The 13,799-nt window shown below is 33.3% G+C and carries 13 protein-coding genes; 1 reads left to right on the forward strand and 12 read right to left on the reverse strand.

What is annotated here, in order from left to right:
• Window positions 1–131 precede the first annotated feature (131 nt).
• A complete protein-coding gene (nusA, locus tag BZ25_RS09520) occupies window positions 132–1,157 on the reverse strand; it encodes a transcription termination factor NusA (protein WP_012208368.1) in 1,026 nt (341 codons plus the stop codon).
• Window positions 1,158–1,186: 29 nt separating this feature from the next.
• Window positions 1,187–1,660, reverse strand: a complete 474-nt coding sequence (rimP, locus tag BZ25_RS09525; protein ID WP_121514652.1) for a ribosome maturation factor RimP — start codon at window positions 1,658–1,660, stop codon at window positions 1,187–1,189.
• A gap of 317 nt (window positions 1,661–1,977) precedes the next feature.
• Between rimP and BZ25_RS09530 the strand changes: the two genes are divergently transcribed.
• The gene (locus tag BZ25_RS09530; protein ID WP_121514651.1) at window positions 1,978–2,742 is read left to right on the forward strand and encodes a TIGR00266 family protein; all 765 of its coding nucleotides are present in this window, start codon (window positions 1,978–1,980) and stop codon (window positions 2,740–2,742) included.
• 1 nt (window position 2,743) lies between these two features.
• On the opposite strand, the gene BZ25_RS09535 is transcribed toward BZ25_RS09530, so the two are convergent.
• The 10 genes from BZ25_RS09535 to BZ25_RS09580 form a co-directional block, all read right to left on the reverse strand.
• The gene (locus BZ25_RS09535) at window positions 2,744–2,947 is read right to left on the reverse strand and encodes a hypothetical protein (RefSeq protein WP_121514650.1); all 204 of its coding nucleotides are present in this window, start codon (window positions 2,945–2,947) and stop codon (window positions 2,744–2,746) included.
• Between the two features lie 46 nt (window positions 2,948–2,993).
• Window positions 2,994–4,679 carry an FAD-dependent oxidoreductase gene (locus BZ25_RS09540; protein WP_121514649.1) on the reverse strand — a complete coding sequence of 562 codons (1,686 nt, stop codon included), beginning with the start codon at window positions 4,677–4,679 and terminating at the stop codon, window positions 2,994–2,996.
• A 161-nt stretch (window positions 4,680–4,840) separates the two neighbouring features.
• Window positions 4,841–5,767, reverse strand: coding sequence for a dihydrodipicolinate synthase family protein (locus tag BZ25_RS09545; protein WP_121514648.1), 927 nt, complete (start codon window positions 5,765–5,767; stop codon window positions 4,841–4,843).
• Window positions 5,768–5,819: 52 nt separating this feature from the next.
• Window positions 5,820–7,241: a hypothetical protein gene (locus tag BZ25_RS09550; RefSeq protein ID WP_199676886.1), complete on the reverse strand. Its 1,422-nt coding sequence runs from the start codon at window positions 7,239–7,241 to the stop codon at window positions 5,820–5,822.
• 125 nt (window positions 7,242–7,366) lie between these two features.
• Window positions 7,367–8,119 (reverse strand): RraA family protein, encoded by a 753-nt coding sequence (locus BZ25_RS09555; RefSeq protein WP_121514646.1) that lies wholly within the window; start codon window positions 8,117–8,119, stop codon window positions 7,367–7,369.
• Between the two features lie 317 nt (window positions 8,120–8,436).
• A complete protein-coding gene (locus BZ25_RS09560; RefSeq protein WP_121514645.1) occupies window positions 8,437–9,837 on the reverse strand; it encodes an FAD-dependent oxidoreductase in 1,401 nt (466 codons plus the stop codon).
• Window positions 9,830–10,852, reverse strand: a complete 1,023-nt coding sequence (locus BZ25_RS09565; RefSeq protein ID WP_121514644.1) for an ABC transporter ATP-binding protein — start codon at window positions 10,850–10,852, stop codon at window positions 9,830–9,832. The genes BZ25_RS09560 and BZ25_RS09565 overlap by 8 nt, the downstream gene beginning before the upstream one ends.
• Window positions 10,845–11,846, reverse strand: coding sequence for an ABC transporter ATP-binding protein (locus BZ25_RS09570; RefSeq protein ID WP_121514654.1), 1,002 nt, complete (start codon window positions 11,844–11,846; stop codon window positions 10,845–10,847). Before BZ25_RS09570 ends, BZ25_RS09565 begins: the two co-directional genes overlap by 8 nt.
• A gap of 18 nt (window positions 11,847–11,864) precedes the next feature.
• Window positions 11,865–12,788 carry an ABC transporter permease gene (locus BZ25_RS09575; RefSeq protein WP_121514643.1) on the reverse strand — a complete coding sequence of 308 codons (924 nt, stop codon included), beginning with the start codon at window positions 12,786–12,788 and terminating at the stop codon, window positions 11,865–11,867.
• Between the two features lie 12 nt (window positions 12,789–12,800).
• Window positions 12,801–13,760 carry an ABC transporter permease gene (locus BZ25_RS09580; RefSeq protein WP_121514642.1) on the reverse strand — a complete coding sequence of 320 codons (960 nt, stop codon included), beginning with the start codon at window positions 13,758–13,760 and terminating at the stop codon, window positions 12,801–12,803.
• Between the last annotated feature and the right edge of the window lie 39 nt (window positions 13,761–13,799).

A 13,799-nucleotide genomic window follows, 5' to 3' on the forward strand; every position in this document is an offset into this window, starting at 1 on the left:
GTACGCTTTGACGTGTGAGAGTAGGTATCGCCCCCTTCCTTTTTTTTAAAGTAATAATTATGACCTATTTGTATTTCTCACCCCAAAAAAAATACCGCATCTAATTGACTGATGCGGTATTTTTTTTTCACTTATTTTAATGAGTGAATATCAATTTTCCATCCAGTAATCTTTGCTGCTAATCTAGCAGTTTGCCCTCCCTTTCCCACAGCTAAAGAAAGTTGATTCTCTGGGACGTAAACAAAAGCAGTTTTTTCATCTTCGTTAAGAATTATATTTTTTACTTCAGCAGGGGCAAGAGCATGCTTTATAAAAATTTTAGGATCTTCTGAATATTCTATAATATCTACTTTTTCATTTTTTAATTCTTTCAGTAACTCACTGATTCTTGAACCTTTTTCACCGATACAAGCACCTACAGGATCAACTCCAGGCATGGAACTGACAACAGCTACTTTAGTCCGTATTCCGGGTTCCCTGACTATTTTTACAATTTTTATGATACCTTCTTCTATCTCTGGTACGATAGATGATAGTAGTTCTGTAATGAGTTCAGGTACAGTTCTTGAAACCATAATTTTTGGGCCTTTTGATGTGTTTTGAATGTTTTTTATGTAGACTTTTACAAGTTCTCCGCTTTTAAAAGTTTCTCCAGGAATTGTCTCTTTCATAGGGAGTTTAGTCTCTAATTTTCCTATTCTGATGTCAATATATTCATCACTAACCTTAATTATTTCAGCGGTTGAAATCCTATTTTTTAAAGCTACGTATTTATCAAACAAGTTTTTCTTTTCCAATTCCTTCAAATTTTGAAGTATCACTTGTTTAGCTGTTTGAGCGGCAACTCGCCTAAAATCCTTTTTAAGATTGATCTTTTTTCTTACCATTTCACCTATTTCTATTTTTGGATTAATTTTTTTAGCTTCTTCCAAAGAAATTTCTTCTTTAGGGTTTTCAACTGTTTCAACGACTTTCCATAATTGATAAACATTCAATTTTGTTAGATTTTTATCAATTTCAATTTCAACGTTTTTTGCTCCATAATTTTTTTTGTACGCACTTTTAATAGATTTAGCTATAATATCAACTAACGAGTCCCTACTTATACCTTTATCTCTTTCCAAGGCGTCTAAAGCTTCTAATAGGTTTAAGTTCAATGTTCTACACCTCCCATATCTTTCAAATTTTACAATTCAATTTCTAAATTGGCTTTGTCTATTTCGTTTAAATCGATGTTAAATAATTTTCCAGAATCTTTTTCAGTAATTTTAATTTGATCTTCCAATATATCGTCAATATAACCAATTACTACAGGATGTTTCGTCTCTTTCCCCTTTAAAATGAATTTTGCTAATTTTCCTTTGAATCTTTCGTAATCTGCTTTGCCTCTTAATTTTCTATCAAGTCCAGGGGAACTAACTACTAACTCATAACTCTTGTCAAAGAGGTCAATTTCGTCTAGCCAAGGGTCAAAGGCTTTGGAAAACCTTTCACAATCTCCTATGGACACGTATCCGTCTGCCTTATCGATCACAACCTCTAGAATTTTATTTTTATTACTACCTTTAATTAAAATATCAAAAATTTCAAGACCCAACTTAGAAGCAACATTATCGGCTTTTTCCCATATTAACTGTTTAATTTCTTTGTTGGTTAACATGGTATTCACCCCTCTCGTTCCAAAAAATATTTTTTATAAAAAAGCTCGAGGGCGAAAAGCCCTCGGCACTCATTCTGTTAATTAATTTTCTTTAAATTACCACTAATATTATATCACAAAAAAAATAAAAATCAAGACCATTTAATAAGTTCTATATTTAATTTTTTGTACAAATAATTTATAATATGAAAGAATCAAAATCGCTGTGGGGCAAAGGAGTAAAGTTCCTTTTTCCTCATGGGCGGGCAGCGGGGGAAGGGCGCTATATATCTAGTTTTTAAAGACAACAAATTTTGAAATTTAAGGAGGATTAGAAAATGGCTGACATGGTAGATTACAAAATCTATGGTGATGATATGCAACTAGTGGAAATTGAGCTTGATCCAGGGGAAGGTATTAGGGCTGAAGTTGGTGCTATGATGTATATGGAAGAAGGAATAGTGATGCAAACCAACACGGGTGGAGGTCTTTTCAGAGGCTTGAAAAGGATGATGACCGGAGAAAGTTTTTTTATAACAAACTTTGTACAAAGTGGGGAAGGCAAAGGGCATGTTGCTTTTGGTGCTCCTTATCCGGGTAAAATTGTACCGATCGACTTAATAGAATTCAATGGGACTTTTATTTGTCAAAAGGACAGTTTTTTATGTGCAGCAAATGGTATAGAAATAGAAGTAGAGTTTACAAAAAGGATAGGCACCGGGTTATTTGGTGGAGAAGGTTTCATTCTTCAAAGATTAGAAGGACATGGCTTGGCTTTTATTCATGCTGGAGGGGCTTTAATCGAAAGACAGTTGCAACCAGGTGAAATTTTAAAAGTAGATACTGGTTGTGTAGTAGGTTTTTCAAAAACTGTGAATTATGATATTCAGTTTATAGGAGGTTTTACTAATGCACTTTTTGGTGGAGAAGGTTTGTTCATAGCAACCCTCAAAGGTCCAGGAACTATTTATCTACAAAGCCTTCCGTTTTCAAGACTCGCAGACAGAATAAACGCTGCAGCAAAGTATCAAAACAAGGGAGAAAATAGAAACGTGAGCAGAGGCTTCATTGGCGGATTGTTCAACGATGACAGAAGATTTTGACTTACGGAGATAAATTTATTCCAACTTCAAAACTTCTATACCATGGGAAAAATATTTCCATTTTCCATCTTTTTTTCATACTTTTTTCTACTATTTCCTTAAAAGGCAATAGTTTAGTTTTAGTATACTCTTCTGCCCATTTTTCAGCGGGTATAAGTGTCCATATATTGCATCCTTTTTGAATATTGATTTTACCACCTAACATAAATCTCTTGGCTAAAATTTTTATTTCTTAAAAGATTATATTTACATCATTGAGAATCCTTATTAGTAGATTTAAAAGTATATTTAACCATTCCATCTTGACCTTGTGAAACCACTATATATTTTTCAAAATCAGAAATTTGGTATGGATAGTCCTCTCTGTAATGAGGACCTCTACTTTCTCGCCTAAGTAGCATTACATTTAATAAAATTAAAGATAATTTTACATAATTATATGCTTGTATATGTTTAGCTATATTTGGTATATAAGAAAGATCGTATTTATAATCAAAATATTTTTCCATTTTTTTGATTTCTTTAATGGAATATTCTAACTTCTCTTCATTTCTTACGACATTCCCATTTTCCCACATTAAATCCTTCACTTTTATCATAATTGAATTAGGATCCACACTGGATACTTTCATGTTGTTTATAAAAGAAGAAAGTTGGCGTTTTACAAAGGCCTTGTCAACGTGATTTCTGTATTTCTTAGCATATAATGAAGCACTATTTCCAGCTATGGTTCCAAAAACTAAAGCATTGGCGGTAGATAACCCACCGATTCTATCTGCTCCATGCATTCCCCCGGTTGTTTCTCCCGCAGCATATATACCTGCTACATTAGTTTCTGCTTTTCTATTTATCTTAATTCCTCCATTTGAAGCATGTGCGAATGGAGCTATTGTAATTTCGTTATTATACATTATTCCTTGTTTTTTCTCCAGCCAATTAAAATATTCTTTTATTAAAAGGCCGTCTAAAGTTGAAACATCGATATTATATTTTAATTTAACTCCTTGGAAGTCTTTGTTGGAAAGGCATTCTTTAAATAAAGCTATATCTACATATTTTGATTTTAATCTACTTGTAAAAGGGCCATGTGTTGATCGTTCAATCAAAACCTCTTTTGCGTTTATCTCTTCAGGTAGATATTTTTCTAGTATGTTATTACCTTGAGGATCTTCCAAAGAGGCAAACTTAAAAGTTCTTTCAGCCATTATAGTTTTGTATTTAGGTTTTATATACCCTGGAATAAATTGAATAAACTCTAAATTAATTAATTCACAGCCAGCCGATAACGCTAAAAAAAGTCCTTCTCCATTAATATCTGGAGTATTTAAATTATGCTTGTAAAGTCCACCAAAACCGCCAGAAGCTATTACTACAGAAGCAGCAGAGAAATAGATTATTTGATTATTTTCATTTATAGCTATAGCTCCAGCAAATGTATCATCACCTTTAATCAACTTCAAGATTTTATGCCTTTCAAAAATTTTTATATTTAAACTCTTTATTTGCTGATAAAGCTTTGGTTTCGATTGTTCAAATGTAAAACCATACCATTTTCGGTGTTTTTTGTCGAAACATGGTATTAAAGTATTATCACCCATTAGATTATCAGGTTTTTTAAACTCTACTCCAACATCTTGTAAATCATTTATTCTGTCTTCAATATTGTTTACAAGAGTATAACTTAAGTTTTTCTCTACTAAGCCACAGCCAACTTCATATATATTTTCTACTAAATCAACTTTATCTGCATCATTAAGGGGAGCTATTATTCCCAATCCCCAAGTGTAAGGGTTAAAACTAGATCCAGAAAATATTTTATCTGCCACTACCAAGGTTACATTTACATTATTTTTGGCTGCTTCCATAGCGGCACTGATTCCTGCTAAACCTCCTCCGACCACTAGAACATCAGTTTTATATTCTACATAATTGATCATAATACTCACTCCCTTGAATACGGTTCCTAACTATTATTGTAAATTAAATTTATATATATAAAAACAAAATATTTCTTCGTTTGGTGGGTATATATTTTTGTTAGAATTATCTTTTAGTAAGTGTAGTTATTAGTCGCCGAAAAAAGTATTGCTTTTTAAAATTATAAAGAATCTAAAAATTTTACTCCTTTTATTTGATATTTCTCCCTCAATTCAATGAAGCCTTTTTTTATAATTTTTTCTTCATCTGTATCATAATTTTTAAAAGGTCTACGTGAATATCCTGCGTCTATACCTAGCCATTTCAAACCTAAACGTATAACAGAAAAATAATCAAAATGAAGAGAATATTCTATTATTCTTATGGCATCCTTTTGTTTTCCTGTTGCTGTTATTAAATCTTTATTTTCTATAGCCTCATAAATTTCTATAAATAATTCCGGCATTAAATTAAGAAAAGAACCTATAATACCATCAGCTCCATTGATTAAACCTGAAATTGCCATTTCGTCACAACCAGAATACACAAAAAAATCCTTGCTTATTTGGTCTTTAATAGAAGAAATTTGATCGTGAGTTGTTGCTGTATATTTTATGCCTTTAATATTTTCTATATTCGCTAGCTTTTTTATAATATCTAAAGTTAAAATACCTGCAAGAGGGATATTATAGATTATAAAAGGAAGAGGAACAGATGCAGCTATATCTTTGTAATAATCGATGATATTTTCTTCCTGAAATTTCCAATAGAAAGGCGGTACGGATGAAATCGCATCTGCCCCAATTTTATATGCATGTTTTGCCAGTTCAATAGAATTTCTGGTACCAATAGCTCCAATGTGAACAATTATAGGGACTTTTCCTTTAACTTGTTCTGCTACAATTTCCACATATTTTTTTCTTTCTTCTAAATTCATTAAAAAAGCTTCGCCGGTACTTCCGGTTAAATATAAACCATTAACTCCTTGATCAAGTAAAAAATCAATGAATGATCTTGTACTTTTTTCATCGATTTCTTCTTCTTTATTAAAGATAGACAAAATCGCAGGTATTACTCCCTTTATTTCGTTTATTTGAAAATTGGCCATCTAGTTTCCCTCCTATAAATTTGCTCATTGGTAGTTTTATTATCTAATATGTTTAGGATTCACAGTCTTTTTTGTTGCTTTCCAAATCTCCCGCAATTGCATAAATTTTTGCATTTGAGAATTCTATGGAGATTACAATTGAATTACCCTTTAAATCCTTTATTTTCTTATCCTTAAAGTTGATTTTTTTGTAGGGTGTGCCTGTTTCTGTTAAGATACAATTTTCTGATTCGTATCCAGAATATGGCGTGTTATCTTCCCTACAAAGAGAAATCTTGGGATTTTCGGATCCTTCTTGTTCCATAAGAATCAACAATTCATCACCATATAATGTGAAAGGCTTTGTATAAAGAAGACCTACTTTACTTTTATCTTTTGTTTCGTAGTATGCGAATTTATCCTTTTCTATCCAACTTCTTGCAAAATATGTCTCTCTATAACCAGTATGAGGCCCATTACTTCCCATGTAATAAAAAAACATCTTATTATCAATCTCGATAGGAGAAGAAGCATATATGCAGCCGCAATCAAACTCACCGTCAGGATAATTGCCCACACCTCTAGGTATAAAATATTCTCCTCTTTCTCCTACTCTATCCCAATGTTCTAAACTTGTCGAGTATTTTAATTCAACATCAACAAGATCAAAGTTTTTGGCTGAACGATCGCCTTCATGATAAATTGACGCTAAACCAATATAAATATTGTCATATAAAAATACAGGCATAGAATAAACTTGATCTTGAAAACCATCGCCTCTCAAAATTTCTTTTGGTTCTGACCAGTTAATGAAATCATCGCTTTCAGAAATTGCAGCAATTCTGACACCGTCTTTCCAAATACGAGTTATTAGCTTAAACTTTTGAGTTTTTTTGTCTCTAAAAGGGAAATTATGTGTATCACCGCGTGGATTATATTTGGGCCATTCCCTAAGTTTTTCAAAGTGTATACCATCTTCTGAGAATGATACCGCCATATAGTGATTTCTTTTAGAATAAAAAACTTTTGTCACGAGTTTATATCTTTTTCTAGAATCAATTTCTTCCTCATCCAAAAAAACGCCTGTTCCATGTGCGTATTGCATTATAATATTATTTCTTGTATTCCCTTCAAATTTTACTAAACCAAGATTAGGTTTATACCAATTCACCCCGTCTTCGCTCTCTGCATAACAAAGAGAAGTAACTCGACTTTCTGAAGGAGAATATAGTTTTTTTGTACGCATATTTAAAGGAGTTTTGGAGGAATCTTCATCATATGTAAAAACTGTATAATAACAACGAAATTTTCCATATTTAGGATCATATATAACATTTGGATATCCATTATCATAACGTACTTCCCATTTTCGGGCAGGTTCACTATAATATTCTTCTGAAAATAATGGGTTATTTTCAATATCTTTTTGAACTGGATTTGTTGTAAGTTTTACATTATTCAGCAAATGCCCATTTAAAATGCTGGTATTAAACAATAAAAACTTTTTGATAATAAAACCCCCTATTTTTACTGTCTTCTATGATAATAGTAAAAAAGCATAAAATAAGCAAAAATAGCAAAAATTAATTTTTTATAATCATACTATTGAATTAATGACAACTACCATTCACCTTTACTACCAAATTTCTCTTCAGTTGCCTTACTGAACTTTTTATCAGCATTACTAAGTGCTGCCAGTATTTCTTGTTTACTTTTCCCTGTACTTTCTTTAGCTGCTGTAATCACTGTATTACATTCATTTTCATCCATAAATAGTGAAGCTTCAAGTAATCTTTCTTCATCTTCTTCAGGAATCACCAGAAATCCATGTTTATCTGCATGAATTAACTGACCGGGTTTAACAGGACACCCAAATACCTCAACTTTACAATTCCAGGCAACCGGCGTTACAAAGGCATGTCCTACACAGAGTCTTCTGGCAATTGCTTTGAAACCAACATCTGTCATTTCATCTACATCTCTAATAGCTCCATCTGTAATTGTACCTATACACCCCAAGGCTTTATGTATATTGCTGTTAACTTCTCCCCAGAAGGAACCAATAACTTCTGGTTTATCCAGATCCTCTATAACAACTATTTTGGGGCCATCAATACTGGCAACATATTCCCTGTATTCCTGCCAGGCTTTTCTATTCTTCTTATGTTCTGGATTACTGGGTTCTATTTTAACAGTAACAGCATATCCTACTATAGGTGCCATGTGGGGCATAAAGTCCGTTGTTTCCTCTAAATTAAAATGACCACCAGTTGTATCATGATCAGTAATAGCTTCCCAACCGTTGTAAATAGTTGGTGTATTGAATCTTTTAAGTTGTAATAACTCACTGTTTGTCAGTCTTTTATCATTCATTGCTAACCTCCTGAAATATTTAATTTAATTTAACCATTTATTCTTACTAAATTTCTTTCAATAATATTTTCTATTCTTGGTCTAACGCAAAAACGGGCAATTTGAACAAATATGAAATTTTGGTTCTCTTCCAAAAAGTATGGGTAGAAAAAATGAAATATGAACAAATGATTAAATAATCTGGTATCATTTAAGGGAACACAAAATACATGATGAGTGATACCAGATGAGAAAAGAGTTACCCAAATTCTTTGAACAGATACTGAATATAACAGAGCCATGGTACATAGAAAAGATAGAACAACAAGGAAATACAATCAACATATATGAGGTATTTTTACACCTTGTTTTATAAGTTCTTCTTGTACTTTTCTTATATTAACATTTACTACATCTTTTCCTGTAATTGCAGCTATAGCAGCCGATACTCCGACACCTTGTCCCATAACCAAACATCCTGCTTGCCCACGTATCATTCCCCAAACTTCTGTATATGGATTCTTTGCAGAGCCTACAACTACATTTGGTGTTTTTTTACTGATTACCATTGATAATGGTAATTGCCCTAACTTTTTCAACCTTTTAATAGGTTTTGTTCTTTTATCTCTTTCACTTATGACTCCAATACAATCCTGCATCTTAACACCATCACTAAATTCATCTTCCGTATAAAGTCTCTCACATGTAGCCCTTCTTGAGGTACGATGCCCTATCTCACATGCTGATTCTAAAAGATAAGCATTCTCAAATCCTGGGAAATATTTAGTCAAAAATTCTACCTGTTCCTCTATCAACAAACGACCTTCATCTTCTCTTTCTGATTCTAATAAAATATCATAACAGTCACCATAAGAAAAATTTGAATTTATTAAAACATCTCCATGATCGGCCCTACAAGAAAACAAGCCAAAGCAATCAAGATCCTCATAATGCTTACCAAAAGTGTTTTTATATTTTCCTGCTTCAACTGCCTCTTTTACTATGCTTATATTCCCACCTCCAAAATGTGGCAGGTGAAATACACCGTATTCACGCCAATTTCTTATAGTATCTTCTAATGAAGTAGGAATATCTGCTTGGGGAGAGTAACTATCAGGATTTTCTTCAAACCAATCTATTATTTTATCTATATCAACATTTGCCATTCTATATAATAATGTTTCCCTATCGTCCCTTTCTTCATACTCTCCTCCTGCCCGGCGGAATATTGAGAGATCTCCCGATGCATCCACAAATTGTTTTGCTCTTATAGCAAAAGTATTGTCACGTCCTTGAAAAATACAATGGGTAATTTTACCTTCATTTGTTATTATATCAATAAGCATTGATCCATATAGTGTAGTGACATCAGATTCTCTTAACATTTTAATCATTACCCTTTTTGTAATTTCAGGTACGTTAGGAATTTGTGGTTGTTTTATACGTAAGTAATCTGGTTCTGCTCCACCCTCAGCCACAATTCTATCAATAAATTCAATAGGTATTCCTGTGTTTACATTAATACCCTCTTCGGTAACAAAAAAATTGCTTATGCTACACATAAGCCCGCTGGTGGCAACACCACCTGGAAAATGATTCTTATCAACCAATGTAGTTTTAGCTCCCGCTCTTGACGATGATAAAGCAGCAGCAAAGCCACTCATTCCAGCACCCAAAACTAACACATCACATTCACGAATCACTTTTACTTCTTTTTCTGGTATCGTTAAATTACTCATTTATATATCCTCCCTCGTATAAATGACAGGCAACGTAGTGATCCTCTCCATTAATTGAAAGCCTTTTGAGTTTTGGAATTTTTGTTTTACATTGTTCCATAGCTTCTTTACATCTTGGATGAAAAGGACAACCATTTGGAGGATTTGCAGGATCAGGGACATCACCTTCAAGAATAATACGTTTCCGATTAAATTTTGAATTGGGATCTAAAACGGGAATCGCGGAAATCAATGCCTTTGTATATGGATGCAAAGGATTATTATAGACTTCTTCTGCCGTTGAAAGTTCTACAATTTTTCCTAGATACATCACAGCTATTCGGTCACAAAAATATTCTGCAACACTTAAATTGTGAGTAATAAACAAATAAGTTAAATTTCTTTCATTTTTTAACCTCTCTAATAATTTCAAAATCTGAGCTTGAATAGAAACATCCAAAGCGCTGGTAGCTTCATCTAGAACAATGAAATCAGGATTTAAACTTAAAGCTCTGGCTATGCCTAAGCGTTGTCTTTGGCCTCCGCTGAATTCATTAGGATAGTGATTCAAAAATTCTCTCTGTAAATTAACATCTTCGAGTAAATCCCCCAGAATTTTGAGCCTTTTGGCTTTCGGTTTTATTCCAAATTTTTTCAAGGGGTCTTGAAACTGGTTAAAAATAGTTAATGATGGATTTAAAGTAGAATAAGGATCTTGAAAAACAATCTGTATTTTTCCCCTTAAAAAAGATGTGCTTTCTTTAGCTGATTTACCGAATTTTATCTCTTTTTCATTAAAACTGTAAATTATTTCTCCTGAAGTGATTTTTAACAACTGTAAAATTCCTTTACCAAGAGTCGTCTTGCCGCTGCCGCTTTCTCCCACTAATCCAAGAGTTTCTCCTTTATATATATCTAAATCAACACCATCTACCGCTTTGACAAAACCTACTATTTTTTTAAATACACCCTTATAAATAGGAAAGTAAATTTTTATTCCCTTTAGTTTTATTAAAGTCTTATGGTAATTAATCATTTTCTAACACCTTCGAGTAATTCCAACATTTAACAGAATGAGTTTCACTGATAGTATATGTTTTTGGAAATTTTAGGCATTTGTCAAAAGCGTAGTCACAGCGAGGAAAGAATTGACAACCTTTGGGACGATTATAAGGATCGGGTGGGGTCCCCTTAATTGGTTCAATTTTTTGATTTTTTCCTCTTCCCAAAATGGGCACTGCTTTAAGTAACCCTTTGGTGTAAGGATGAGAAGGCTCATTTAAAATTTCTGATACCTTTCCGCTTTCAACTATGTTTCCCATATACATTACAACTACTTCATCAGCTAACTCTGCAATAACCCCCATATCGTGTGTAATAAGTAAAATTGACATATTATATTGTTTTTGCAATTTTAGTATCAATTCAAAAATTTGAGCCTGGATTGTTACATCTAATGCGGTAGTTGGTTCGTCAGCAATTAAAAGGTTGGGATTACACGCTATCGCCATTGCAATCATAGCCCTCTGACGCATTCCACCGGAATACTGATAAGGAAATTCATCAATCCTTCTTTCAGGTGTAGGGATTCCCATTTCTCTAAGTAATTCAACAGCTTTATTCTTGGCTTCGGACTTAGACATCTGTTGATGATAACGTAGACTTTCGATAATTTGAAATCCAACTGTATATACTGGATTAAATGCAGTCATTGGATCTTGAAAAATCATCGCAATTTTTTCCCCTCGGATTTTTCTCATTTTTTTACTTTTTTTCTCTAACCTATCAATCCTGATATCTTCTTCCTTATCATGATAAATAATCTCACCTTCTTCAATTCGAGCAAGTTCTGGTAACAGCTGTATAACGGCACTGGCGGTTATACTTTTACCACATCCACTTTCACCGATCATTCCTAAAATTTTGCCCCTTTTTATTTCAAAAGAAACATTTCGAACCGCTTTATTACACCTCTGATTAGCATATATATATATACTAAGATTATTTACTGATAATATACTATCTTTGATCACACTTGACTCTCCTTTCTATCCTTGATAAGTTGAATCAAAAGCATCCCTTAAACCATCTCCAACAAAATTTAAACTTAATACGAAAACAGATATTACTATGCCGGGGGGTAACCATATCCACCAATTGTTTCGTAAAACTGATAAATCTTGGGCAGCATACAATATATTACCCCACGTTGGTAAATTTAAAGGTACACCTAAACCTAAAAAGCTTAGAGAAGTTTCTTGTAAAATGAACATAGCCGTACTTAAGGTGATATTGATTACTATCGGTCCAATTGCGTTAGGCAGCATATGTTTGTAGCAAATTATAAAATCATTTACCCCAAAAGACTTTAGAGCCTGTACATATTCTTCTTCTCGAATTGAAAGCATCCTGGCTCTAGCCATCCTATACATTGGTGCCCAACCTGTTAAGATGAAGATAAACAACAAGTTCCATAAACTTTGACCTACAATAGTAACTAACAATAAAACTAAAATAATTTGGGGAAAAGCTATGAGCGCTTCTGAAATTCTTAAAAAAATTTTATCAAGCAACCCCCCTTTATATCCTGCATAGCTGCCAATGGAAACTCCTACTATTGCTGATCCAATCCCACTTCCAAGGCCTACCAAAATCGAAATCCTTCCACCATAAAGTACTCTTGCAAATACGTCTCTTCCTATTTTATCAGTACCAAAAATATGTTCTCGAGAAGGTGGTTGCAGTCTATTTCTTAAATCTATTTCTCCAGGACCATAACGCGTTATAAAAGGGGCGAAAACACTTAACAAAGTAATACATATTAACGTAAATAAACCGATAGTAGCTAACTTATTATTAAGAAATTTTCTCAAAGATCTATTAACTTTCTGATTTTTTAAAAGTCCTTTTTCTTCTTTTTCTTTAATCATATTCATTTTTTTGTCTAATTTAGTAATTTTCCCATTCTTCATAAACTCACTCCTCTATTCCAATCTTACTCGTGGGTCTATTATTGCAGTTAGAATATCTATTAAAAAGCTAGCAAATAATACTGCAGTTACTGTAAATAACGCGATCATCATAATGAGGGGAAGGTCTTGGCCGCGAACAGCTGCAAGAAATTCTCTCCCCATTCCGGGCCATTGAAATATTTCTTCTATTACCACTGTGCCCCCCACCAACATAGGCAATCTAAATCCAACCAAAACTACAACCGGTGTCATTGCTACTCTAAAACCATGGATAAGATTTATTCTCCATTCAGGGAGGCCTTTACTACGAGCTGTTTTTATAAAATCTTTATTTAAAGATTCTAACATGCTATTTCTGGAATATCTCATTACTCCTGCGGTCAGTGAGGATCCTAAAACAATAGCTGGTAATATTAAATGGGGAAGTCGGTCAAAAAAAGTTTCATATCCGGGCATGATTCTCCCTCCTGCTGGCAACCATCCTAAATTAAGGGAGAATACGACTATTGCTACTAAACCAAAAAAGAATTGGGGAAGTGATAAACCAACCATTCCAGCTACTGTTACTACATTATCTAAAATACCTCCTCTTTTTAAGGCACTTAAAATTCCTAAAATGCTACCTAAAACAGTAGAAAATATTAAAGCAGCGACCGCAAGTTCAATAGTAGCTGATAACCGAGAAAAAACTATTTCAGAAATAGGGACTCCGCTGGTTAAACTATAACCAAAGTCTCCCCTTATTATTCCACCTAACCATCGAAAATATCTAACTATGAAAGGATCGTTCAACCCTAAAGATTCTCTGATTTCATCTAGCCTTTCTATGGGTATATTTGCTGCAGCTTCAGGCCCTATCATAAATGACACAGCATCTCCCGGCATTAATTCGATTCCAAGGTAAATTAGAAACGATATTACTATAAGCATCGGAATTAAGATTAATAACCTTCTTATTATGTAAGTCCGCATACTTCGATTCGCCTCCTTTTTCTTTTCCCTTTTTAGTTA

It is taken from the genome of Petrotoga sp. Shatin.DS.tank11.9.2.9.3 (assembly GCF_003665005.1).
Classification (GTDB): Bacteria; Thermotogota; Thermotogae; order Petrotogales; family Petrotogaceae; genus Petrotoga; species Petrotoga mobilis.

What these genes read in the sequence shown, in the direction of transcription:
- BZ25_RS09535 (WP_121514650.1), bottom strand. Translation starts at nt 2,947, where the DNA reads ATGTTAGGTGGTAAAATCAATATTCAAAAAGGATGCAATATATGGACA.
- BZ25_RS09560 (WP_121514645.1), bottom strand. Translation starts at nt 9,837, where the DNA reads ATGAGTAATTTAACGATACCAGAAAAAGAAGTAAAAGTGATTCGTGAA.
- BZ25_RS09545 (WP_121514648.1), bottom strand. Translation starts at nt 5,767, where the DNA reads ATGGCCAATTTTCAAATAAACGAAATAAAGGGAGTAATACCTGCGATT.
- rimP (WP_121514652.1), bottom strand. Translation starts at nt 1,660, where the DNA reads ATGTTAACCAACAAAGAAATTAAACAGTTAATATGGGAAAAAGCCGAT.
- BZ25_RS09530 (WP_121514651.1), top strand. Translation starts at nt 1,978, where the DNA reads ATGGCTGACATGGTAGATTACAAAATCTATGGTGATGATATGCAACTA.
- BZ25_RS09580 (WP_121514642.1), bottom strand. Translation starts at nt 13,760, where the DNA reads ATGCGGACTTACATAATAAGAAGGTTATTAATCTTAATTCCGATGCTT.
- BZ25_RS09565 (WP_121514644.1), bottom strand. Translation starts at nt 10,852, where the DNA reads ATGATTAATTACCATAAGACTTTAATAAAACTAAAGGGAATAAAAATT.
- BZ25_RS09540 (WP_121514649.1), bottom strand. Translation starts at nt 4,679, where the DNA reads ATGATCAATTATGTAGAATATAAAACTGATGTTCTAGTGGTCGGAGGA.
- BZ25_RS09575 (WP_121514643.1), bottom strand. Translation starts at nt 12,788, where the DNA reads ATGAAGAATGGGAAAATTACTAAATTAGACAAAAAAATGAATATGATT.
- BZ25_RS09555 (WP_121514646.1), bottom strand. Translation starts at nt 8,119, where the DNA reads ATGAATGATAAAAGACTGACAAACAGTGAGTTATTACAACTTAAAAGA.